The 22,870-nt window shown below is 69.5% G+C and carries 22 protein-coding genes; 11 read left to right on the top strand and 11 right to left on the bottom strand.

Features of this window, described 5'->3' with window-relative positions; genetic code table 11:
• Window positions 1-1,022: TolC family protein (locus AC1Q87_RS21025; protein WP_492610783.1), on the bottom strand; the 1,022-nt coding region annotated here is incomplete at its 3' end.
• Window positions 1,023-1,072: 50 nt separating this feature from the next.
• Window positions 1,073-1,408: a hypothetical protein gene (locus AC1Q87_RS21020; protein ID WP_492610782.1), complete on the bottom strand. Its 336-nt coding sequence runs from the start codon at window positions 1,406-1,408 to the stop codon at window positions 1,073-1,075.
• A 152-nt stretch (window positions 1,409-1,560) separates the two neighbouring features.
• Between AC1Q87_RS21020 and AC1Q87_RS21015 the strand changes: the two genes are divergently transcribed.
• From AC1Q87_RS21015 to AC1Q87_RS21005, 3 genes are all read left to right on the top strand, one after another.
• Window positions 1,561-3,180 (top strand): amidohydrolase, encoded by a 1,620-nt coding sequence (locus AC1Q87_RS21015; RefSeq protein ID WP_492610781.1) that lies wholly within the window; start codon window positions 1,561-1,563, stop codon window positions 3,178-3,180.
• 143 nt (window positions 3,181-3,323) lie between these two features.
• A complete protein-coding gene (locus tag AC1Q87_RS21010; protein ID WP_492610780.1) occupies window positions 3,324-4,511 on the top strand; it encodes an NF038122 family metalloprotease in 1,188 nt (395 codons plus the stop codon).
• A 73-nt stretch (window positions 4,512-4,584) separates the two neighbouring features.
• The gene (locus AC1Q87_RS21005) at window positions 4,585-4,839 is read left to right on the top strand and encodes an EF-hand domain-containing protein (protein ID WP_492610779.1); all 255 of its coding nucleotides are present in this window, start codon (window positions 4,585-4,587) and stop codon (window positions 4,837-4,839) included.
• Here the strand turns inward: AC1Q87_RS21005 and AC1Q87_RS21000 are convergent.
• Both AC1Q87_RS21000 and AC1Q87_RS20995 read right to left on the bottom strand, forming a co-directional pair.
• On the bottom strand, window positions 4,836-6,014 hold the full coding sequence (locus AC1Q87_RS21000) for a trans-sulfuration enzyme family protein (protein WP_492610778.1): 1,179 nt from the start codon (window positions 6,012-6,014) through the stop codon (window positions 4,836-4,838). The two genes, AC1Q87_RS21005 and AC1Q87_RS21000, sit on opposite strands and share 4 nt — an antisense overlap.
• Complete coding sequence (locus tag AC1Q87_RS20995; RefSeq protein WP_492610777.1) at window positions 6,011-7,405, bottom strand: pyridoxal-phosphate dependent enzyme; 1,395 nt, start codon at window positions 7,403-7,405, stop codon at window positions 6,011-6,013. Before AC1Q87_RS20995 ends, AC1Q87_RS21000 begins: the two co-directional genes overlap by 4 nt.
• Window positions 7,406-7,606: 201 nt before the next feature.
• Between AC1Q87_RS20995 and ybaK the strand changes: the two genes are divergently transcribed.
• The 4 genes from ybaK to AC1Q87_RS20975 all read left to right on the top strand — a co-directional run bounded on the left by ybaK (window position 7,607) and on the right by AC1Q87_RS20975 (window position 12,453).
• Window positions 7,607-8,077: a Cys-tRNA(Pro) deacylase gene (gene ybaK, locus AC1Q87_RS20990; RefSeq protein ID WP_492610776.1), complete on the top strand. Its 471-nt coding sequence runs from the start codon at window positions 7,607-7,609 to the stop codon at window positions 8,075-8,077.
• Between the two features lie 120 nt (window positions 8,078-8,197).
• Complete coding sequence (locus AC1Q87_RS20985; RefSeq protein ID WP_492610775.1) at window positions 8,198-8,812, top strand: TetR/AcrR family transcriptional regulator; 615 nt, start codon at window positions 8,198-8,200, stop codon at window positions 8,810-8,812.
• Window positions 8,813-9,045: 233 nt separating this feature from the next.
• Window positions 9,046-11,577: a TonB-dependent receptor gene (locus AC1Q87_RS20980; RefSeq protein WP_492610774.1), complete on the top strand. Its 2,532-nt coding sequence runs from the start codon at window positions 9,046-9,048 to the stop codon at window positions 11,575-11,577.
• A gap of 156 nt (window positions 11,578-11,733) precedes the next feature.
• Complete coding sequence (locus AC1Q87_RS20975; protein WP_492610773.1) at window positions 11,734-12,453, top strand: GDSL-type esterase/lipase family protein; 720 nt, start codon at window positions 11,734-11,736, stop codon at window positions 12,451-12,453.
• A 10-nt stretch (window positions 12,454-12,463) separates the two neighbouring features.
• On the opposite strand, the gene AC1Q87_RS20970 is transcribed toward AC1Q87_RS20975, so the two are convergent.
• Window positions 12,464-12,925: a Dps family protein gene (locus tag AC1Q87_RS20970; RefSeq protein WP_492610772.1), complete on the bottom strand. Its 462-nt coding sequence runs from the start codon at window positions 12,923-12,925 to the stop codon at window positions 12,464-12,466.
• Window positions 12,926-12,941: 16 nt separating this feature from the next.
• Window positions 12,942-13,145, bottom strand: a complete 204-nt coding sequence (locus AC1Q87_RS20965) for a DUF2061 domain-containing protein (RefSeq protein WP_492610771.1) — start codon at window positions 13,143-13,145, stop codon at window positions 12,942-12,944.
• 174 nt (window positions 13,146-13,319) lie between these two features.
• Between AC1Q87_RS20965 and AC1Q87_RS20960 the strand changes: the two genes are divergently transcribed.
• From AC1Q87_RS20960 to AC1Q87_RS20950, 3 genes are read left to right on the top strand one after another with little or no spacing between them, the layout of a single operon-like run.
• Window positions 13,320-13,631, top strand: coding sequence for a GNAT family N-acetyltransferase (locus tag AC1Q87_RS20960; protein ID WP_492610770.1), 312 nt, complete (start codon window positions 13,320-13,322; stop codon window positions 13,629-13,631).
• Window positions 13,632-13,652: 21 nt separating this feature from the next.
• The gene (locus tag AC1Q87_RS20955; RefSeq protein WP_492610769.1) at window positions 13,653-14,000 is read left to right on the top strand and encodes a c-type cytochrome; all 348 of its coding nucleotides are present in this window, start codon (window positions 13,653-13,655) and stop codon (window positions 13,998-14,000) included.
• The gene (locus AC1Q87_RS20950; protein WP_492610768.1) at window positions 13,997-15,391 is read left to right on the top strand and encodes a D-arabinono-1,4-lactone oxidase; all 1,395 of its coding nucleotides are present in this window, start codon (window positions 13,997-13,999) and stop codon (window positions 15,389-15,391) included. Before AC1Q87_RS20955 ends, AC1Q87_RS20950 begins: the two co-directional genes overlap by 4 nt.
• Here the strand turns inward: AC1Q87_RS20950 and AC1Q87_RS20945 are convergent.
• The 3 genes from AC1Q87_RS20945 to AC1Q87_RS20935 form a co-directional block, all read right to left on the bottom strand.
• Window positions 15,369-16,451 carry a GDSL-type esterase/lipase family protein gene (locus tag AC1Q87_RS20945; RefSeq protein ID WP_492610767.1) on the bottom strand — a complete coding sequence of 361 codons (1,083 nt, stop codon included), beginning with the start codon at window positions 16,449-16,451 and terminating at the stop codon, window positions 15,369-15,371. The genes AC1Q87_RS20950 and AC1Q87_RS20945 overlap by 23 nt on opposite strands.
• Window positions 16,452-16,508: 57 nt before the next feature.
• The gene (locus AC1Q87_RS20940) at window positions 16,509-17,540 is read right to left on the bottom strand and encodes a hypothetical protein (RefSeq protein WP_492610766.1); all 1,032 of its coding nucleotides are present in this window, start codon (window positions 17,538-17,540) and stop codon (window positions 16,509-16,511) included.
• Between the two features lie 74 nt (window positions 17,541-17,614).
• Complete coding sequence (locus AC1Q87_RS20935; RefSeq protein WP_492610765.1) at window positions 17,615-18,526, bottom strand: hypothetical protein; 912 nt, start codon at window positions 18,524-18,526, stop codon at window positions 17,615-17,617.
• A gap of 168 nt (window positions 18,527-18,694) precedes the next feature.
• On the opposite strand from AC1Q87_RS20935, the gene AC1Q87_RS20930 reads away from it, so the two are divergent.
• Window positions 18,695-20,080 (top strand): amidase family protein, encoded by a 1,386-nt coding sequence (locus AC1Q87_RS20930; protein WP_492610764.1) that lies wholly within the window; start codon window positions 18,695-18,697, stop codon window positions 20,078-20,080.
• Between the two features lie 3 nt (window positions 20,081-20,083).
• Here the strand turns inward: AC1Q87_RS20930 and AC1Q87_RS20925 are convergent, their stop codons facing one another.
• Window positions 20,084-21,412: a hemolysin family protein gene (locus AC1Q87_RS20925; protein WP_492610763.1), complete on the bottom strand. Its 1,329-nt coding sequence runs from the start codon at window positions 21,410-21,412 to the stop codon at window positions 20,084-20,086.
• 134 nt (window positions 21,413-21,546) lie between these two features.
• On the bottom strand, window positions 21,547-22,701 hold the full coding sequence (locus AC1Q87_RS20920) for a collagen-binding domain-containing protein (RefSeq protein ID WP_492610762.1): 1,155 nt from the start codon (window positions 22,699-22,701) through the stop codon (window positions 21,547-21,549).
• Between the last annotated feature and the right edge of the window lie 169 nt (window positions 22,702-22,870).

Genomic DNA, 22,870 nt, shown 5'->3' with positions numbered 1-22,870 from the left:
GCGCTGGCCTGGGCGCGGGCGCTGCGGGCCTGCGAGCGGGCGGCGGCGAGGTCGGCGGCGGCATCTAGCCGGGCCTGGGCCAGCCGCGCCTCGGCCGCGGTCAGCTCGGCGCGGGCGGCGGCCGTATTGCCGCGGTTGCGGTCGAACAACGGCAACGGCAGCGCCGCCCCGGCGACCATGGCGGTGGAGTCGTCGCCGGCGAAGCGGCGGACGCCGGCCGAGACGGTGAGGTCGGGACGGGACTGCACTTGCTCGACCCGGACCTTGGCCGCGGCGCTGTCGCGCTCGGCCCGGGCGGCCAGCACCGCCGGGGTGTCGGCGGGCTCGGCGTCGACGGCGGCGTCGGCTGACAGCAGGCTGGAGGTCAGGGAGTCGAAGGTCTCGGTCGAGCCGGCCTGGGCCGAAAGGCGGCCGAGGGCGGCGTCGCGGGCGGCCAGCGCCTGGTCGAGCCCGGCCTGGGCGGACTGGGCGTCGGCCTGGGCCTGCAGGCTGCGCAGGCGCGCTTCCTTGCCGGCCTCGACCATCAGGTCGGCGGCGCGGGCGTCGCTCTGGGCGGCGTCCAACAGCTCGCGGGCCTGGCCGGCGCGCAGCTGCGCAGCCTCGGCCTCCGCGTAAGCGACCGCGAGGGCGGCGGCGTAGTCGGCACGGGTCTGAGCGTCGCGGGCGCGGGCCAAGTCGAGGTCCTTGCGCGCGCCGTCGACGCGCGCGCCGCGCTTGCCGCCGAGCTCAAGGGTCTGGCTAAGCGACAGGGTGGTCTCGGCGGAGTCGAAACCTTGCATCGGGCCCTTGCCCGCGAAGTTCTCGACGTCGAGCGACAGCTCGGGATTGCGCCAGGCGCCGGCCTGGTCGAGGCGGCCCTGGGCGGCGGCGACCTGGGCCTGGCTCTCGGCGCGGCGCGGCGCCTGGGCGGACTGCGCCAGCAGGTCCTGGAAGGATGGGGCGGGCGCGGCCAGGGTCGGGCCGGCGCACGCCAGGCCGCCCGCGGCCAACAGGGCCGCCAGGCGGGCGTGATGGGGAGGCATTGGGATCTCCGGAAACAGACAGGACGGAAGCGCGCGCTGGCGCGAAGCCGTCAGGCTGCGGGAGGCCGAGTCGGAGGCGCCGAGCGAAGGGTCGCGTGATCGGCGTCGTCGGCCGGACGTCGGCGGCCTTGCGAGCCGCCATGGGCGTCGAGCTCGGTCATGACCGGCACCGGCGGGGCGACATGGCCGGCGCAATGGGTCGCGCAGTGGGCGCCGGGCGCATGATGGGCGGCGTCGGGGTCGCCGTCGCCGGCGTGGTGGGCGGTGGCCGCGACCGGCGCTGCGAGGTCGGCGAGCGGTTCGGCGTGGCTCGGCGCGGCCAACATCACGAACAGCAGGGTCGCCAGCAGGGCGAGCATCGCCCCGGCGCCTCGCCAGTCGTCCATGAGCCTTCGCCCGATCATGGTGCAGCCTGTGCATCCTACAGCGGCTGTAGGAGCAAGTGCTATTTGCGAGGGGATCCATAACACCTGGGGGCTTCCCAGCGGGACCGTTCTGGCGCCTCTTGTCGGCGAACGGATGTGTTGGGGGGATTTGTATGCGTGCGTTGATGACGGCGGCCGCCATGGCTGGTCTGCTGTGTTCGGTCGCGCCGGCGGCGCTGGCCCAGGGGGTTCCGGCCGGCAAGGTGGCGGGCCTGAAGGCGCAGGCCGTGGCCGGGGTCGAGAGCCGGGCCAAGCTGGCCCAGCAGATGAACGACCAGATCTTCTCCTACGGCGAGCTGGCCTTCCAGGAGGTCGAGACCTCGAAGTACGTCACCGGCGTGCTGGAGAAGAACGGCTTCACCATCCAGCGCGGCGTCGCCGGTCTGCCGACCGGCTGGACGGCGACTTGGACGCACGGCCAAGGCGGGCCGGTCATCGTGCTGGGCAGCGACATCGACGGCATCCCGAAGGCCTCGCAGAAGCCGGGCGTGCCCTGGCACGATCCGCTGGTCGAGGGCGCGCCGGGCCACGGCGAGGGCCACAACTCAGGCCAGGCGCTGAACGTCGTCGCCGCCCTGGCGGTCAAGGACCTGATGGAGAAGCAGAACATCGCCGGCACGCTGATGCTGTGGCCGGGCGTCGCCGAGGAGCTGCTGGGCGGCAAGGCCTACATGGTCCGCGACGGGGTGTTCAAAGGCGCCGACGTGGCGATCTTCACCCATGTCGGCTCGAACCTGGCGACGGCCTGGGGCGCGACCTCGGGCACCGGGCTGGTGTCGGTCGAGTACAATTTCCATGGCGCGTCGGCGCACTCGGCCGGCGCCCCCTGGCGCGGGCGCAGCGCGCTGGACGCCGTCGAGCTCATGAACATGGGCTGGAACATGCGCCGCGAGCATCTGCGGCCCGAGCAGCGCTCGCACTACGTGATCACCGACGGCGGCGACCAGCCCAACGTCGTGCCGTCCAAGGCCACGGTCTGGTACTACTTCCGCGAACAGACTTTCGACGGCATCAAGAAGAGCTTCGAGATCGGCGACACCATCGCCGAAGCCGCCGCCAAGATGACCGACACCACCATGGAACGCCGGGTGCTGGGCACGGCCGCGCCGCGCCACTTCAACCGCCCGCTGGCGGAAGCGGCCAAGGCCAATATCGACAAGATCGGTCTGCCGAAGTGGACGCCTGAGGAGCAGACCTTCGCCAAGGCGGTGCAGAAGAACCTGGGCTCCAAGGAGAAGGGGCTAGCGACCGAGCTCGACAAGATGGCGCCGCCGGTCGAGAAGCCCGAAAGCGGCGGCTCGGACGACATCGGCGACATCTCGTGGACGCTGCCGACCATCACCGTGGTCTATCCGTCGAACATCCCCGACCTGCCCGGGCACCACTGGTCGAACGCCATCTCGATGGCCACGCCGATCGCCCACAAGGGCGTAGTCGCCGGCTCCAAGGTGGTGGCGATGACCATGGTCGACGTGCTGACCAAGCCGGAGCTGCGCCGCCAGGCCAAGGACTACTTCGTCAACGTCCAGACCAAGGACCAGAAGTACGTCCCGATGATCGGCCCGGACGACAAGCCGCCGATCGAGATCAATACCGAGGTGATGGCCAAGTTCAGACCGCAGATGGCGCCGTTCTACTACGACGCCGAGCGCTACCCGACCTATCTCGACCAACTCGGGATCAAGTGGCCGCCGACCGAGCTGACGCCGCCGAAGGGAACGCGCGTCGACTAGGCTCCGGCGCAGCTAAGCGTAAGCGCTACAATAGAAATTTGTTGTGGCTCAACTATGAGTGTGATCCGCTCCCGGCAGATTAACCATCTGTCGGGGGCAGGCGCAGCCGACGCGCTCCGACACCTGTGTCTTGGAGCGATGTCATGAGGAAGGTACTCGTATCGACCGCGGCCGCCCTGGCGCTCGCGGCGTTTTCCGGCCCAGCTTCGGCCGCCCAGATCATCCTGAACAATCTCGGCGGGGTCGAGGAGGGGACGGCGGCCTACAAGGGCTTCAGCATAGCCGCAGACTTCTGGAGCAAGCGGCTCACCAACGACGTGACGATCAAGCTGGACGTCGGGTTCAGGGCGCTCGGCCCCAACATCCTGGGCCAGACCCTCAGCAGCTCGGCCATCGTGCCGATCGAGGTCGTCCAAGGCCAGATCCAGGCGGTGGGCAATTCGAAACTGGACGCCGTCGCCGGGGCCAACCTGCCGGTGCTCAATCCGGGAGCCTACGGCTACGGCGCGCTGGACGTGCTGACCTCGGGCTACAAGCTGCCGAGCGGCGAGGGCGTCGACACCGCGACCCGGGTGCTCGACACCGACCTCGGGGCCAATAACAGCTTCCTCGACGCCAACACCGCCAACCTGAAGGCCCTGGGGTTCACGGGCTTCGGCGACGCGGCGGACGGCGGCATCGAGTTCAGCAACCAGTTCAAGTTCGACTTCAATCCCAACGACGGGATCGCGGCCGATTCCATCGACTTCATCGGGGTCGCGGTTCACGAGATCGGCCATGCCCTGGGCTTCGTCAGCGGCGTGGACATCTACGACATCCTCGGCGCGCCGAAGGGGCCGCTGACCAACGATCCGGACTTCGGTCTGCTCAACCTCAACGACTATGCGGTGGCCTCGGTCCTGGACCTCTATCGCTACAGCGCCGGGCCGGACGGGACGGCGCTCGACTGGTCGGTCGGGGGGAACCCGTTCTTCTCGATCGACGGGCAGACGGCCTATGACGGCGGCTACTTCTCGACCGGCTCGTACAACGGCGACGGGCGGCAGGCTTCGCACTGGAAGGACAACATTCCCGGCCTGCCGTCGCTGGGCATGATGGACCCGACCGTCGCCTACGGGCAGATGGGCAAGGTCTCATCGCTGGACCTGGCGGCCTTCGACGCCATTGGCTGGAACATCGACTACGACGTCGTCGGGTCGGGGCGCGGGTTCTCGACGCGCGAAATCTACCTGGCGGCGGTGCCCGAGCCCTCGACCTGGGCGATGCTGATCACCGGTTTCCTGCTGACCGGCGGGGCGCTGCGCCGGCGGCGGGCGCTGGCGATGGCCTGACGCGGGCCTCGGCCGCGGCTCATTTTCGCCATGAGCCGTGGCCAGCCTCCGCCTCCGTAACAGGAGGACCCGTATGCGTCTGACCAGCCTCATCCTCGCCGCCGCCGCCCTCGCGGGCTCGACCGGCATGGCCTTCGCCACCGAAGGCCGCTTCATCCACCCGGCCGACACCAGCAAGGACGACCGGATCGATAAGACCGAGTGGGTGGCCTACAAGCTGCCTGCCGACGAGTTCGCCAAGGCCGACAAGGACAAGAACGGCAAGATCGACGGCCCCGAGTTCGTCGCCTGGGACACGGCCTACAAGGCCGCTCACCAGGGACACTAGCCGCCCAGGGCCTGCTCCAGGTCGGCGATCAGGTCGCCGGCGTCCTCGATCCCCACCGATAGGCGGATCAGTCCGTCGGCGATCCCGATCCGGGCCCGCGTCTCGGCTGGGATCGAGGCGTGGGTCATGATCGCCGGATGCTCGATCAGGCTCTCCACCCCGCCGAGGCTTTCGGCCAGGGTGAACAGCCGGGTGCGTTCCAGCATCCGCACCGTGCCGCCGAGATCGCGGTCCAGCACCGCCGAGATCATGCCGCCGAAGCCGCCGCTCATCTGCCGCCGGGCCAGCTCGTGCTGCGGATGGCTTTCCAGCCCCGGATAGATGACCTTGGCGACTTCGCGCCGGCCTTCCAGCCAGCGGGCGATCGCCATGCCGTTCTCGCAGTGGCGTTGCATGCGCAGGGCCAGGGTCTTCACGCCGCGCAGGGCCAGGAACGAGTCGAACGGCGACGACACCGCCCCGACCGCGTTCTGCAGAAAGCCGACCTGGTCGGCGAGGTCCTTGTTCCGGCCGACCACCAGGGCGCCGCCGACGATGTCGGAATGGCCCGAGACATACTTGGTGGTCGAGTGCATGACCGCGTCGAAGCCGAACTCCAGCGGCCGCTGCACATAGGGGCTGGCGAAGGTGTTGTCGGCGGCGGTCAGCAGGCCGCGGCGCTTGCCGAGCTGGGCGATCGCCTCCAGATCGGCCAGTCGCAGCAGCGGGTTGGTCGGGGTCTCGACCCACAGGAGCCTGGTGTTGGGCCTGATCGCCGCCTCGATGGCCGCCAGGTCGCTCATGTCGACGAAGCTGAACTCCAGCCCCGCTGTGCGCCGGCGAACCTTGTCGAACAGCCGGAACGAGCCGCCGTAGAGATCCTCGCTGGCGATGACGTGCGAGCCGGCGTCCAGCACCTCCAGGAAGGTGGAGATCGCCGCCAGGCCGGAGGCGAAGGCATAGCCCCGCGTCCCGCTCTCCAGGTCGGCGATGGCCCGCTCGAAAGCGAAGCGGGTGGGGTTCTGGCTGCGCGAGTACTCGAAGCCTTTGTGCTCGCCCGGGCTGGTCTGGGCGTAGGTCGAGGTCGCGTAGATCGGCGGCATCACCGCCCCGGTGGTCGGGTCGACCGACTGGCCGCCATGGATCACCCGCGTGGAGAATTCCAAGCGGTTCTTTCCGGTGTTGTCCTGGGTCACGCAGCCCGCCGCAGATAGTTGATGAGATCGATGCGGGTGATCAGCCCGACGAATTCGCGGCCATCCAGAACGATGGCCACCTGATCCTTCTCGAAGACTGGGAGCAGGGCGTCGAGCGGCGCATCAGCCTGCAGGGTGTCGAGCTTGGCGGTCATCGCCGTCGCCACCGGCTGGGAGAACCGCTTGTCGGGCTTGGAGTCCTCGATGGCCTCGAGCAGGTCGCTCTCGTCGATGAGACCGATCAGCCGCCCGTCGTCGAGCACCGGCAACTGGCTGACGTCGGCCTGGCGCATGCGGTTGTAGGCGGTCAGCAGCGTGTCCTGCGGGCCGACCACGATCGCGCCGCCGTTGGTGGCCGAGCGCACGATCAGGTCACGAAGATCGCCGTGCAGGCTGCGCTGCGTCAGCCCCTGTTCGGCCAGCCAGCTGTCGTTGTAGACCTTCGACAGGTACTTGGCGCCGGTGTCGCAGACCAGGGTGACGACCCGCTGCGGCTCCGTCTGCTCGCGGCAGTAGCGCAGGGCGCCGGCCAGCAGCGTGCCGGACGAGGAACCGCCCAGCACTCCGGCCTTGGCCAGCATCAGGCGCGCGGCGGCGATGCTCTCGGCGTCGGGAATGGTGTAGGCGCGCGAGACCAGCGACAGGTCGCAGTTGTCTGGGACGAAGTCCTCGCCGATGCCCTCGACCACCCAGGAGCCGGGTTCGATGGTCTCGCCGGTGTTGACCAGGGGCGCGAGGATCGACCCCTCCGGATCGGCCAGCACCATCTTGGTCTTCGGCGAGGCCTTGGCGAAGAAGCGCCCAAGGCCGGTCAGCGTGCCGCCCGAGCCGACGCCGACGACCATGGCGTCGAGATCGCCCTGCATCTGCGCCAGAATTTCCGGGCCGGTGGTGGTCTCGTGCGCCCTCGGATTGGCCGGGTTGGCGAACTGGTTGATGTAGATCGCGCCGGGGATATCGGCCGCCAGCCGCTGGGCCATGTCCTGATAGTATTCGGGGTGGCCCTTGCCGATGTCGGAGCGGGTGATGCGCACATCGACGCCGAGCGCCCGCAGGTGCTGGATCTTCTCGCGGCTCATCTTGTCGGGCACGACCAGCAGGATCTTGTAGCCCTTCAAGACGCCGACCTGGGCCAGGCCAAGGCCGGTGTTGCCGGCGGTGGCCTCGACGATGGTCCCGCCGGGCTGCAGGGAGCCGTCGGCCTCCGCGGCCTCGATCATCGAGCGGGCGATGCGGTCCTTGATCGATCCGCCGGGATTGGCGCTCTCGAGCTTCACGAACAATCGGCAGGGCCCGGTGTCGAAGCCGATCAGCTCGAGCATCGGCGTGTCGCCGATCAATTCGAGGGCCGAGCTGGCGGGCGGCGCGAGCTTGCGCGGGTCTGCGGTCATGAACGGCTCCTGGAGGCCTTTCAGCAGAAACGCCCGGAGGTCGATTTCCGCGCCATACCCAGAAGCATATGGGCGATTTTCCTGCGTCGCCTAGATGCGGGGCGGTGTTCGTCGCCGCTGCGCCGGCCTTTGGCGAAAACGAACCCCGGTCGCGGCGAAGCTGGTGCTTCGCAGCGACAGCCGCCGGCGCTAAAGCGGGTCATGGCCAAGACCACCCCCGCCACCCTCGCCCTCGACAAGGCCAAGATCGCCTACGAGCTGCACACCTACGATTACGATCCCGACGCCCCGCGGGTCGGGCTGCAGGCGGCCGAGAGCCTGGGGGTCAGTCCCGACCAGGTGCTCAAGACCTTGATGGCGCTCGTCGACGGCAAGCCGGTCTGCGCGGTGCTGGCCTCCGACCAGGAGGTGGCGATGAAGAAGCTGGCCGCAGCGGCGGGCGGCAAGTCGGCGCAGATGATGAAGCCCGCCGACGCCGAGCGCGTCACTGGCTATCGGGTGGGAGGGGTCAGCCCGTTCGGCCAGAAGCGGCAGGTCCCGACGGTGATCGACCAGGCCGCGCTCGGCCACGAGATGGTGTTCGTCAACGGCGGCCAGCGCGGGTTGCAGGTGCGGCTGGCGCCGTCTGACCTTTTGGTCGCACTACCAGCCAAGGTAGCGGCCCTGACTTGATTGTCGTTGCGTAACGTCGCGGATAGGGCCTTAAGTTAGCGTCGATAACTTTGGTCGACGGGGAGTGCGGCCTTTCGTAGTGCGGCGGGCCGCCGCAATGTTTGTGATGAGATTGGCGTCATGACGGCGGTGAGCCTCGAACGGCGGCGCACCTATCACGTGGGGAATGTCCGCGGACAACTTCTGGCGGCAGCGCGCGAGATCCTGCAGGAGAGCGGGCGCGCCGGCCTGTCGCTGCGCGCGATCGCCGACCGGGCGGGCGTGGCGCCGGGCACGGTCTACTATCATTACGCCGACAAGGCCGCCCTGCTGGCGGGCCTGGCGGTCGACGGTTTCCGCCAGCTCTCCGACGCCATGCGAAACGCCTACGAGTCGCACGGGCACGAGGGCGGGCTGCGCTCGACCGGCGGCGCCTATCTGACCTTCCTGCGCCAGAAGCCCGAGCTCTACATTCTGATGTATGAGGCGCTGGACGCCGGCCGCCGAGAGGATGTGGCCGCCGCCGAGGCCGAGGCCTGCGCCATCTCGCGCGCGGCCATCATCGCCGACTTCGAAGAGCAGCATTCGACCGACCTCGCCGGCAAGATCGCCGACGCGATCTGGGCGTGGGGCCGCGGGATCGCGGCGATGGCGCTGTCGCGCGGCTCGCCCGGTCAGGGCCCGGAAGACGCGACGATGGATTCGGCCGTGCTCGGGCTGGAAGCGCTGATTTCCCGGCCGCTCAGGGCGCCGTAGCGTCAGCTCGCCATAGAGGCGAGCGCGACCCATGTGTTTGAATAACCAGTATCTTTTGCCGCATTGCACATTCGTGCGGCAGATGCGGCGCGGCCCTTACGCCACAAGGGCTGACGAAAGTTCGACGGTGGCGCTTTTCCCTCTATTCGAACGGCGTTCGAGACACCCAGCCTAACGACATTAAGCACTCGCGACGGGCGGCTAAACGCCCGCGTCTGGCTGGGAGGTAACACATGTTTCAACCGCTGCGTCTGCGCAGTCTCTTCATCATGGGCGCGTCCGTCGCGGCCATGTCCGCCGCGACTCAGGCCGCGGCCCAAGACGCCTTCACCATCGAGGAACTGGTCGTCACCGCTGAAAAGCGGGAGCAGAGCCTGCAGGACGTGCCGGTCGCGGTGACCGCCTACACCTCGGAGAAGCGCGACCTGATGGGCGTCGCGACCGTCGAGGATCTGGCCCGCGTCACGCCGAGCGTCGCCTACACCAACAACGACCGTCTCTCGATCCGCGGCTTCGGCCGTCTGACCAACGCGATCGGCACCGACCCTTCGGTGGCGCTCTACTCGGACGGCATCTTCTCGAACTCGATGGCCGACTCGTCGACGCCGTCGCTGTTCATCGAGCGAACCGAAATCCTGCGCGGCCCGCAGGGCACCCTCTACGGCCGTAACTCGATCGGCGGCGCGCTGAACATCATCGGCAAGCGTCCGAGCGACGAGTTCCAAGGCGAAGTCCGCGGCGCGGTCGGCAACTACGGCTCGTGGCGCACCGACGCCCTTGTCACCGGTCCGATCACCGACGGCCTGCGCTTCCTGCTCGGCGGCTCGGTCGAACGCCGCGACGAAGGCTTCATCGAGAACATCGGCCCCGGCGGCGACACCAGCGCCCTGAAGCGCTACCTGGTCGAAGCCCAGATCGAGGCCGACCTCGGCGAGAACATCACCGCCCGTCTGCGCTATACGAAGTTCGACTGGGACGACAGCTACGGCGTCGGCAACATCCACGAAGCGGTCATCACGCCCTACGACACCCGCTCGCCGACCGGCCTCGAGAACAGCGCGCTCTACTACAACCCGACCTTCGGCTACTCCGGGGTCAATCCGTCCATCAACGATCCCTACAAGATCAACATGGACCAGACGATGGAGGGCAAGCTCTCCGACCATAACCGTCTGCACTTCGACCTGACCTGGGATCTCGGCGGCGCGACGCTGAAGTACCTGGCCGGCTATCAGGCCTACACCTACAACACCAACGGCGACGAAGACCGCTCGTCCCGCCAGGGCCTGTTCAGCATCCCGACCGCGACCCCGTTCGGCGCCTACACCGCGACCAACGTCTCGCCGAACGAGCGCTTCTTCTACACCGAGAAGCAGAAGTGGTGGTCGAACGAGATCAACCTGTCGTCCAACTCGGACGGCCCGCTGCACTGGATCGTCGGTCTCTATCAGTACCACCAGGAATACTCGCAGCCGCAGGGCCTGCGCGTGCTCGGCGATCCCGCCATGCAGGCGCCGCTGAGCCTGGCCACCGGCCGTCCGGCCGCGCCGAACCCGAACGGCAACTACCTGTTCGTCGACGGCAGCCTGGAAGTGAACTCCTACGCGGCGTTCGGCCAAATCGACTACGAGTTCGCCGAGAACTGGACCCTGACCGCCGGCCTCCGCTACTCGGTCGACGAGAAGTCCGGCACCGACTTCGCGCGCTACGTCTCGCGTAGCCCGACGACGACGACCCTACTCCAGCAGTTCGCCGGCATCCCGGCGGCCGTCGGCCAGGGCGTCGCGCTCGACTTCACCACCTTCGTGGTCTGCGGCGGAGCCACGCTCGCGTCCTGCACCGCCCTGCCGCAATACGCCAACCTGCGGGAAGCCGCCGGCGGCGGTCTGATCCGCGACCTCAAGGCCGACTACGACGCCTGGACCGGCACGCTCGGCGTCCAGTGGCAGCCGGACGGCGACACCAACGCCTACGCCCGCTACAGCCGCGGCTACAAGTCGGGCGGCTGGCTCGCCTCGAACGGCCTGACCCCGGTGCCGTACGCGGATCCGGAATACGTCAACAACTACGAGGTCGGTCTGAAGAAGACCTTCGGCGGCCGCTTCCAGCTGAACTCGGCGATCTTCTACGCCGATTATCAGGGCTTCCAGGCGCCGCTGCGGGTCGTGATCAGCGGCTCGACCACCGGCACCCAGTTCCTGAACCTCGACGCCCGCAACTGGGGTGTCGAACTGGAAGGCCAGTGGGCGCCGCTCGACAACCTGATGCTGTTCGCCAGCTACGCGTACATCAACGCGGAAGTGACCAACGGCTGCTGCTTCGTCGACGTCAACGACCCGACCGCCTCGAAGGCCGGCGCCAAGCCGGTCGGCGGCACGGCGACCGCCCGGACCCAGAATCTGGAAGGCAATCGCCTGCCGATGACGCCGGAGAACAAGCTCAACCTCGGCGCCAACTACACCTTCAACTTCGACGCCGGCAGCCTGACGCTCGGCGGCACCTACACCTATACCGACGACATGCAGACTGCGGTCTTCTCGCAGGCCAACTACACCGCCCCGGCGAACGAGATCGTCGACTTCCGGGCGCTGTGGAAGGACGGCCAGGACCGCTTCACGATCATCGGCTACGTGAAGAACGCCTTCGACGAGGTGGCCTATCAGAGCTCCACCCCGACCAGCCTCACCTCGCTCGGCGACTACCGCCGCACCGTGAAGCTGAACTTCCCGCGCACCTACGGCGTGGAATTCCAGTACCGCTTCTAGGAGCCTACAGGCTTCGGAACGGAAAGGCGCTGCGGGAGACCGCAGCGCCTTTGTCGTTTCAAGCGTGGCCGACGCCATGAATCGGCGCCAATCTCCCAGCATTAGCCATATGGTCCCGCTCGCAGAACGCGGGACGCCCTCGGGGGAGTGAGCGCCATGCTGGTTCGGTTGATCGCCTTGTCCGCCGTTGCAGCCCTGGCCGTGGGTCCGTCCAGCGCCGCCGCCGCAGGCGGCCGGTTCACCGCCGAGATGGAAGCCTTCGCCGCGCAGGACAAGGCCGCGCCGCCGCCGCCCTGCAAGATCGTCTTCACGGGGTCCTCGACGATCCGGCTCTGGAGCAGTCTGAGCCAGGACATGGCCCCGATCCCCGTGCTCAACCGCGGCTTCGGCGGGGCGGAGATCTCGGACGTCAACGCCCACTTCGACCAGGTCGTCGGGCGCTATCGGCCGCGGGCGGTGGTGTTCTACGCCGGCGAAAACGACCTCAACGCGGGAGAGTCGAAGGACTCGGTGGCCGAGGACTTCGGGCGCTTCATGAAGCTGAAGACCGAGAAGCTCGGCGCCTCGACGCCGGTCTACTTCATCTCGTTGAAGCCCTCGCAGGCGCGCGAGCGCCAGATCCCCGACCAGAGCGCGGTGAACGCCAAGATCAAGGCGCAGATGAAGGGCCGCAAGGACTTCGTCTATATCGACGTGGCGCCGCAGATGATGGGCGCCGACGGCCATCCGAAGGACCTGTTCGTCGCCGACGGCCTGCACATGAACAGCGCCGGCTATGCGATCTGGACCAAGGCCGTGCGGCCGGTGATGGAGCGCGAGATGAAGGCGGACCGGTCTGCGTGCCGCAGTTCCGCATCCGCCTCCGCCAAGCCCTAGAACGACGGCGCTAGAGCGAGGAGCGCAGCATCCAGGCGTGCTTCTCGTGCGCCGTCAGCCGGTCGGAGATCAGGCTGGCGCTGACCTCGTCGCCCGCCTGCTGGGCCACGGGCAGGATCGCGTAGAGCGTGCCGACCAGGGTCTCCTGGCTGGCGATCAGGTCCTTCAGCATCTCCTCGGCGTTCTTGGAGGGATCGCCGTCCTTGATCGAGGACAGATTGCCGAACGCGCCGTAGCCCTGCGGGGCCAGCTCGCCCAGCGCGCGGATGCGCTCGGCCACCTCGTCGATGGCGGTCCACATCTCGGTGTACTGGGCCATGAACAGCGCATGGAGCTGCGAGAAGTTCGGGCCGCGGACGTTCCAGTGGTAGCCGTGGGTCTTCAGGTAGACGGCGTAGGTGTCGGCCAGCAGCTTGGCGAGACCTTCGGCGACCGCCTTGCGGTCCTTGGCGGTGGGTCCGGTGTTGGTCATCGGTGTTACCTCTCCTCTAGGCTTCTACGCTCGCCGGGCTCGGCGCGCCGATCCGCGCCCAGACACGCTCGTGGATCGCGAAGGCGATCGTCTGGAAAATCGGCTCGATCAACCCGATGGCCAGCGCCGCGCGCCAGTCGCGGGTCAGAGCATAGGCGACGATGATCGCCACCGTCAGGTGCATCACGCTGTAGCTCAGGGTCTTCTTGGCGGTGCGCATGATATGTGCCTTATTGCGAGTTGTTCGCAACATATCGCGGATTGGACTTATTGAAAGTCCGATGATGATCACAAATTCTTATCGATGCGGGCGGCGCCTTATGGCCCCGACGGTGGCGGTTTGCCCGCCGCCGTCGGGCATGGTGTTCTGGCTGCAAGTGAACGGGAGTGCGGTATGAGCAGCGAGGACCTGCAGGTCGTGAACAACGAGGACGCGGGGCGCTTCGAGGTGCGGCTGGGCGACGAGGTCGCCTATGCCGAGTACCGGCTGCTGGCCACCGGCGTGCTGTTCCCCCACACCGAAGTGCCGCCGGCGTTCGAGGGCCAGGGCGTAGGCGGCAAGCTGGTCCGCACGGCGATGGAGTTCGTGCGCCAGCGGGGCGAACTGGTCATCCCGGTGTGCCCGTTCGTGTCGGCATACATCCAGCGCCATCCGGAGTATCACGACCTGGTGCACCCGGGTTATCGGGCCGCGCTCAAGATCTGAAGTCGCCTTGGGGGGAGACGCTTGAAGTCCATCGCTTACCTGGCCGCCGCAGGCGGCCTGCTGCTGGCCGCGTGCGCGCCGCCCGGTCCTCCAGCCGATCCCGCCAGCCTCGCGCCTGCCGATCCGCGGCTGGCCCAGCTCTATGCCGACAGCTGCAAGGCCTGCCACGTCGTCGCCGACTCCGGCGCGCCGCTGGTGCATGACGCCAAGGCCTGGGCCCCGCGCTGGAAGCAGGGCGAGGACGTGCTGCTCGACCACGTCGTGCAGGGCTACAAGGCGATGCCGGCGCTCGGCCAATGTGCGGCCTGCACGCCCGACGACTTCAAGGCCCTGACCCGCTTCATGGCCGGCCAGGAGGGCAAGTCGTGATCTCGCGCCGCACCGCGCTGCTGGCCGGCTCGGCCGGCGTGCTTGCCGCCGCCGGAGGCGGGGTCTATCTCGCCGCCCGCGACAAGCCCGAGCCGCCCGCTCCGCCCAGCATGGACGCCGACAAGCACCTGCTGTGGCGCAACTGGTCCGGGACCGAGCACGCCTATCCGGCCGTGCGCAGCGCCCCCAAGACTGAGGCCGAGGTCGCGCAGGTGCTGAAGACCTCGCAGGCCCCGGTTCGGGTCGTGGGGGCCGGGCACTCGTTCACGGGATTGGTTCCGACCTCGGGCACGCTTATGACCCTCGACGGTCTGGCCGGGATCGAGCGCTGGGAGGGCGACCAGCCGGCGGTCCGCGCCGGCATGCGGCTGGGCGCGCTGGGACCGGCCCTGGCCGAGCGCGGCCGGGCGATGGCCAATCTGCCCGACATCAACAAGCAGTCGCTGGGCGGGTGCCTCGGCACCGCCACCCACGGTACGGGTGCGACGATCAAGGCGATCCATGGCGACGTCACCGCCTTGCGACTGGCGACCGCGACCGGCGAGCTGATCGACTGCGACGCGACCCGGAACGCGGACGTCTTCAACGCCGCGCGGGTGTCGCTGGGGGCGCTGGGGGTGATCACCCAGGTCCGGCTGGCGACCAGCGCCAACCGCCGGCTGCACCGCAAGGTGTTCGTGGAACCGTTCGAACAGACCCTGGCCGAGGCCGAGACGCGCTGGGCGCAGCACCGCAACTACGAATTCTTCGCCGTCCCGTTCACCGACCTGGCGGCCAACGTCACCCACGACGAGACCGACGCGCCGGCCATGCCGCGCGGCCCCGACACCGACACCGCCTTGCTCGAGGTGCTCAAGCAGCTGCGCAACCTGACCCGGTTCTCGACGCCGCTGCGCAAGGCCGCCGCCAAGGCGCTGCTCGGCTCGGCCAAGCCGGAGGAGGCGATCGACGAGGGCTGGAAGCTGCTCTCCACCGAGCGGCCGGTGCGTTTCAACGAGATGGAATTCCACATCCCGGTGGAGAACCATCTGACCGCCCTGAAAGAGGTGATGGCGACGATCGAGGCCCAGCGGCCGGACGTCTTCTTCCCCATCGAGGTGCGCCGAATCGCTGCCGACGACGCCTGGCTGTCGCCGTTCCAGGGCGGCCCGCGCGGCTCGATCGCCGTGCACTGCCACTACAAGGACGCCTACGACTTCCTGTTCGACCTGATCCAGCCGATCTTCCTGAAGTACGGCGGGCGGCCGCACTGGGGCAAGCTGCACAGCCTGCAGGCCCGCGAGCTGGCGCTGCTCTATCCGAACTGGAACGACTTCCTGGCGGTGCGCGCGCGGCTCGACCCGGAGGGTCGGCTGCTGAACCCCTATCTCAAGGCGCTGCTGGGGGTCTGACCAGGGCGTTCGGGCCGCTGAGGGCGAGGGCGTGGAAGCGCTCGCCCATCAGCCGGTAGCCCTCGGTGTTGGGGTGCAGGTCGTCGGGCAGCAGGTGGGCGTCGGCGGCGCCGAACAGCGACAGGCCATCGAGATAGCCGATATGGCCGTCGCCCGCGGCGATGCGGGCGGCCACCACGTCGCTCAGCAGCTGGCGCATGCGGACGAGCGGCAGGCCGCCGCTTGAGGCGTCGTCCTCGCGGCCCGGCGAATAGATCGGCGAGACGACCAGGATCGGCGTCTGCGCCTGCTTCTCGCGGATGATCGAGATCATCGCGTGGGCGGAGTCGAGGAAGGTCCGTTCCTTGAGCTGGCCGTCGGTGTGGACGTTGATCCCGAGCTTCAGGACGATGGCGTCGGCGCGGGCGTCGCGGATGATCCGCGCTGCCTGGCCCGACAGCAGGCAGGAGCCGGCCCAACCGAGGTTCTGGTGGTCGACGCCGGCCAGGCCCGCGGCCACGGCCGGCCAGCCGGCGCTGGCGCCCTCGGCCTCCAGGCAGTGGGTGATCGAGCTGCCGTGGAACAGCACGCGCGGGCGGCCGTCGGCGACCGGGGCGGCGTCTGCGCCGTCGTCCAGCTCGAGGCCGGTGATCGAGACGGTGGCCGCCTGCGGCAGCCACAGCTCCAGCGTCTTTTCGCCGGCCGGCAGGCCCGCGAACGTCAGGTTAAAGGCCTCGTCGCCCACAAAGGCGCCGTTCCCCAGGTCGATGGTCGCGCCGCCCTGCGGCCAGGCGCGGGCGTGAAAGACGCCGTCGATGAAGAGGTCGTAGGCGCCGCGGCGCTCGCCCCCGACCGGCTGATCCAACAGCCGCTGGGCGCCGCTAAGCCCGATGCTGGTCGAGGCGGTCCGCAGGCGGATGCGGCAGGCGGTGGCGCAGGACCCGACCCAGCGATTGAAGGCGTCGTAGAAGCCGAGCTCGGCGACCGGCAAGCGCAGCGGCTGCAGCGAGTCCTTGCGGCGGCGCAAATCCACGTGGCCATCGAGCAGCGGCGCGATCTCGCCTAGTCCCAGCGTCTTCATGCGCGGTCCCCCTGTTGCGTCCTGCTTAGGCTGGATGCGACCGGGGCGAAAGCGCCGTCAGTTGCGGTTCAGCGTCAGCGGCGCGTCTGGATCGGTCGGGATCGGCGTCTTCGGCCGCGGGGTCAGCGGCGGCTCGGCCGGCGCGGGCGACAGCGGGGTCAGGACCAGCGGCGGCGGCGCGGGGGCCGGAGCCGGCACGTTGAGCACCGGCGCGGGCGTCTCGGCCTGCGGGGCCGCCGCTTTCGGGGCGGGCGCCTTCGAAGCCGAGGTCGCCTTCGCGGCGGGTGCGGCGACTTTCGGGGCTGGGGCAGGGGCAGCCGGCTGCGGGACCGGCGTCTCAATGGGCGCAGGCGGGGCGACTTCCGACGCGGGCGGGGGCGGGGCGGCCTCCGGGGCGGTCGGCGTCGCGGCTTCGACCGGCGGCGCAGGCGTCGGAGCCGGCGGGTCGTCCTGCCGCATCAGCAGGAAGGCCACGACGCTGGCGGCGGCCACCGCCACGGCGCCGCCGACGATCAGCGGCAGCGGCGAGCGCTTCGGCGCTGATGCCCGCGGCGGCGCGGCGAGGGTGAGGTCGGGTTCGACCAGCGGCGCAGGGGCGGGACGCGGCGCGGGCGCGGGCGCGGCTGCGGCGGGGGCGGGCGCCGGGCGCGGTGTGGATTGCGGCGGACCGGCGGTGCTGGACCCGCTGGCGAGCGGACCCGCCGCGACCGGCCCACGGACCGGGGCCGTCTGGATCGCCGGCGTGCGGACCGGCGCCTGGCCGATCGGCGTCACGAAGGCGGGGCGGGGGCCCTGGGGCGGCTGTTGGCCGGCCGCCGGCTGGGCGGGCGCGCGCGGAATCAGCGAGCCGCCGGCCAGGATGCCGCCCTGCGGCGCGACGCTGGGACGTGCAGTCGGCGCCTGCACCGCCGGACGCGGGGCGGGGCGGGGTTCGGGCGCAGGCTGGGGCGCTGGCGGCGGGGCGGCCTGCTGGGGTTCGTCGGCCGATTGGCCCGGTGTCAGCGCATAGCCGAACGGCGCCGCTCCCTTCGCCCGGCCCCAGGGGCTGGATCGGATGAACGGGTTGTCGTTCTGGTCGCGCTCGGACATCTGGCTCTCCCGCGCCGTCGCGGCGCGCGCGCCAATTTAGCTCGGACTGAGACAGATGTGGGGCGGGAAATCGCTCAACGCTGCGCCGTGCGGATCGGCCGCACGGAGTCCGTCGCGCACCCGGCCGGCTCCAGCATGGCGTGCTGGGCCAGGCAGTAGATGTCCTCGTAGTAGGGGCCGGCGGCGGCCAGGCACTGATAGAGGTTGAGCTTGGCCACGCGCACGCACATGCCGCTGCGCGGCTCGCTCATCAGCGCACCGGCGCGGCCGCTCTCGCCCAGCACGGTCAGGGCTGCGACGGCCAAGCCGCGCGAGACCATCGGGCTGGGCGGACCACCGCGTTTGCCGCCCTGCGACAAGGTCGAATAGAGCTGGGCCTGGTCGCCGCCGGCCGGCCGGTACCCGGCGCTGGAGATCTGCTTGACCCGGGTCAGCCGCGCCTTGGCGTCGGGTACGAACACCTTGGCCCAGGCCTGGCGCTGAACGTCGTAGGAGGCCTTCTTCACGCGCTTGCCGCTGGCCTCCAGGGCTTCGCCCTGGCGATAGAGCGCGGCGCTCGCCCGGGCCGCCCCGGCGTCGGCGCCGGGCAGGCTGGCGGCGAGATCTGGCCGCGCGGCCAAGCGGGCCGCCAGCCCCTTGCCCGACTTGTCCTGGGCGGCCTTGCGCACCCCGGCGACGAACTTCGGCTCCTGCAGGGCGGCGAGCGCCGCATAGGCGACCATTCCGGCCTCGAGCTGCTTGGGGTCATAGCCCGAGCCGATGCGCAGACCTTCGGTCACGGCGGCGGGATTGGCGAACGTGGCGTCGATGCCGCGGGCGTTGCGCATGAAGCTCTCGAAGGCCGCGGCCTGGCTCTCCAGCCGCCGGTCGGCCTGGGCGCCGGGCGCCGGCCCCTTGCCGCCCTTCGGCGCAGGCGTGCTCGCGCAGGCGGCCAGCACCAGCAGCGTCGCAGCGGCCGCCAGGCCGCGCCTCAGTCCCTTGTCCATATCGGACCCCTCCAAACCAAAGAGGCCCACCCCGTGCGTGGAACTCCACGCCGTTAGGGTTGAGGAAACGTTGCTGAGCTTGACCGTCAGCCTGCGTCCGGAGGCCGCAGCGCGCCTGGACTCCGCCCAGCGGCGGGGGCAGGCTTGGGAAACAAAGGGAGCGCCGCCATGTCCGAGACCCTCGCCGCAGACTTGTCGGAGGCGTCGGCCGGCGCGCTCGCCGCGGCCCTGGCCGCCGGCCAGGCCACCGCGCTGGAGCTGTGCGAGGCGGCGATCGCCCGCATCGAGGCCCGCGACGGGCCGATCAACGCCGTGGTGGTCCGCGACTTCGACCGGGCCCGCGCCGCGGCCAGAGCCGCCGACGCAGCCCTGGCCCGCGGCGAGCGCGGCCCGCTGCTGGGCGTGCCGATGACGGTCAAGGAGTCCCACAACGTCGCGGGCCTGCCGACCACCTGGGGGTTCGAGACGGCCAAGGGCTGGACCGCGCCGGAGGACTCGGTGGGCGTGGCGCGGTTGAAGGCCGCCGGCGCGATCATCCTCGGCAAGACCAACATCCCGGTCAGTCTCGCCGACTGGCAGAGCGTCAATCCGATCTACGGGCGCACGCGCAATCCCTGGAATCTGGAGCGCACGGCCGGGGGATCCTCCGGCGGCGCCGCGGCGGCGGTGGCGGCCGGGATGGTGCCGCTGGAGGTGGGCACGGACATCGGCGGCTCTATCCGCGTGCCGGCCGCCTTCTGCGGCGTCTACGGTCACAAGCCGAGCTACGGGATCGTCCCGCAGCGCGGCCATGCGCCGCCCGGGCTGGACGGCCTCGACGTGGCCCTGGCGGTGGTCGGGCCGCTGGCGCGCACGGCCGGGGACCTGGAGCTGGCGCTCGACGTGCTGGCCGGTCCGCTGGACGAAGAGGCGGTCGGCTATCGCCTTGAGCTGCCGCCGGCGCGGCACGCCCGGTTGGCCGATTATCGCGTGCTGGTGCTGGACGCCCATCCGGCCGCCGCCACCGACGCGGCGATCGTCGCCGCGGTGGGCGAGCTGGCCGGCAAGTTGGAACGGGCTGGGACCAGCGTCGCGCGCAGCAGCGCGCTGTTGCCCGACCTCGCCCAGGGGCACGAGCTCTATCGCGGGCTGCTGGGCGCCGCGATGTCGCGAGGCGGCCCGCCGCAGGCCAAGCCGATGAGCGCCCACGAATGGATGGACCAGCAGGACGCCCAGCTGGCCGTTCGCCGGGCCTGGGCGCGGCTGTTCGAGGCGTTCGACGTGGTGCTGGCGCCGGCGCACGGCTCGCTGGCCTTCCCGCACGACGACAGCGATCCGGGCGGGCGCACGCTGATGCTGAATGGCGCGGCGACGCCCTATTTCGACCAGCTGGCCTGGCCGGGCATCGCCACGCTCGCGCATCTGCCGGCCACCGCCGCGCCGATCGGCGTCAGCGCGGACGGGTTGCCGATCGGCGTGCAGATCATCGGGCCGTACCTTGAGGACCGCACGCCGATCAGGTTCGCCGGCTTGCTGGAGCAGGCCTTTGGCGGCTGGCGCGCCCCGCCCCGCTAGGGGCTAGGACGACAGCATGTCGCCGAGGCTGGGGCCGTCGGCGTCGGCCGGCGGCGTGAACAGCAGCTTGTCGATGCGGCGGTCGTCCATGTCGATGACCTCGACCCGGAAACCGGCGATCTCGAACACGTCGCCCTCGGCGGGCAGGCGGCCGATCTCGTGCAGCACCAGGCCGGCGGCCGTATGAAACTGGCTCGTCTCGGTGAAATCCGCGCCCAGCGCCTTGGCCAGGTCGTCGACCTCGGCGCGGCCATCGACCAGATAGCTGCCGTCCTCGCGCCGCAGGATGGCGTCCGGGCTCTGGGTGTCGTGGCCTTCGTCGAAGTCGCCGGCGATCATCTCTAGCAGGTCGGTCGGGGTGACCACGCCTTCGAGCGCGCCGAATTCGTCGACCACCAGGGCCATGTGCAGCGGTGTCTGCTTGAGCAGTTCCAGGGCGCGCAGCAGCGAGGTGGTCTCGACCAGGTAGATCGGCGTGGCCATCAGCGCCGAGACGTCCGGCTTCTTGCCGTCCAACATGACGTCCAGGACGTCCTTCTTGTGGATCACGCCGACCGGCTCCTCGACGTCGGCGCCCTCGGTGACGACGATGCGCGAGTAGGGGCAGGCGCGGATGTCGGCCATCTGCTGCTCGTAGGGGTCGGACAGCGAGATCCAGTAGATGTCGCGGCGCGGGGTCATCGCCACGCGCACCTGGCGGTCGCCGAGGCGCAGCACCTCGCCGATCATCGCCTGTTCTTCGGGCTCGATCAGGCCCGCGCTCGTGCCTTCGGCCAGGACGGTCTCGACCTCTTCGTGGGTGATCTGCTCGCCCTTCTCGTCGCGGATGCCGAGCAGGCGCAGGACGCCGACGGTCGAGGCGGTCAGCAGCGAGACGAACGGCCCCATGAGCTTGGCCAGCACCGACAGCGGCCGGGCGACCAGCGAGGCGATGGTCTCGGGGAACACCATGGCGAAGCGCTTGGGCACCAGCTCGCCGACGATCAGCGACAGATAGGTGATGACCACGACGACGATCGCGGTGGAGAGCAGCTCCGAATAGTCGTGCAGCGCCGGGATCGTTTCGAGCATGTGGTCGAGCTCGGCGGCGATGGTCGCCTGGCCGTAGGCGCCCGAGAGGATGCCGATCAGGGTGATGCCGACCTGAACGGCGGCGAGGAAGCGGGTGGGGTTTTCCGAAAGTCGGAGGGCGGCGGCGGCCCCCTTGTCGCCGCGCTCGGCGCGGGCCTGCAGTTTAGCTCGTCGGGAAGAAACGACCGCCAGTTCGGACATGGCGAAAAGGCCGTTCAGCACCAGCAGGAGGAGCACGACGGCCGAGGCGAAGAGGATCATTTAAGGGTTGGGTCCAGGCGAGGCCCTCTAGGAGCCCCCGCGCACCCTACCTTGAATAGGTCGCCTACGCGATATTCCCGCCACGGGATGACGCGTCTGTGCGCGCCCGTGGCGGGTAATCGATCAGTTCTGGATCAGGCGGCGACCGAGAGCGGCAGCTGCCCGCGGCGGCGGCGGCGGACGGCCGAGCCGACCAGGCCGAAGCCGACGATCATCATCGCCCAGGTGGCCGGTTCGGGCACGGCCGAGCCGATGGTCAGGCCGCCGTTGTAGCCGTTGAGGTGCACCTGGCCGCGCTGGTCCAGCTTGCCGACGACGATCGAGCCTTCCAGGTGGTTGTTGTTGGTGGCGTAGGCGCCGGGGGCAAGGACCGTGCCGTAGAAGGCGGTCTTGAAGTTCAGGTTCACCGCCGGGCTCTTCGGGTTGTAGGCCAGCTCGTAGAAGTTCCAGATCACGTTCTGGCCGAGGTTCGCCGACGAATTGATGAAGTTCTTCGCCAGGGTCGCCGACGTGCCGCCGACATTGACGATGATGGTTTCGAAGCCGCCGGTCAGGAATTGCAGCTGGCCGGCGTCCTTGAAGACGTCGGCGTTGTCGAAGCTGAACACCGCGATCTTGCCGGTCGAGGTCGGCTCGAACTTCATCAGATTGCTCTGCGGGAAGGTCACGGCGTCGGTCGGGGTCAGGCCGGCGAGATAGGCCGACAGGTCGGTCACGCCCATGGCGTAGTCGCTGGCCAGCACCTGCAGGCCGGCCGAGAAGCCGGGCAGGCCCTGGTTGGTCTTCACGGTCGCGCCGTTGGCGTTCACGCCGGAGGCCGCGCCGCCGATGGTGATGCTGCTGCCGTTGTTGCCGTTGATGCCGCTGGCCGAGCCGCCAATGGTGATGTCGTGTGGGGCCGAGCCGTTCAGGTTCCAGCCGCCGGAGACGCTGCCGCCGACCAGGGCGCCGGAACCGTTGTGCAGGTTCTTGGAGCCGCTGGACGAGCCGACCACGGTCAGGCCCGGGGCGTTGGTGGCCGACGGGAGCGGGGTCTTGCCGCCGCTGTACTTGTAGTAGTCCGAGCCGCCCGAGAGATTACCGCCGACGAAGGTCCGGCCCTCGACGCTCGACGTCGAGTTGAGGTCGCTCAGCACATAGAGGTTGTACTCGCGCAGCACCTGCAGGCCGACATTGGAGTCGGCGGCGGCGGGCGTCGCCATCGCGACGGCGGCGAGGAGCGGAAGGGCGAGCTTGCGGAACTGGGTGATCACGGGCGTGTACCGAACTGGGATGTTGCGCTGCGACATAGTCGATGTGAATGCTGCGATGCAACAATTACGCCATCACGAGTTGTGTCAAAAGTGACGCAGCGTTCACGAAAAAAGGCCGCCCTGGCGGGCGGCCCTTCCCGATAGTCGGTGATCTTCGAAACTTAGAAGATCTCGAAGAGGCCGCCGCGCCCCACCGAAATCGCCG

The organism is Phenylobacterium sp. GW823-FHT02A09 (assembly GCF_058797775.1).
The sequence above is the reverse complement of the archived record's forward strand: the minus strand, read 5'-3'. Positions and strand labels throughout refer to the sequence as shown.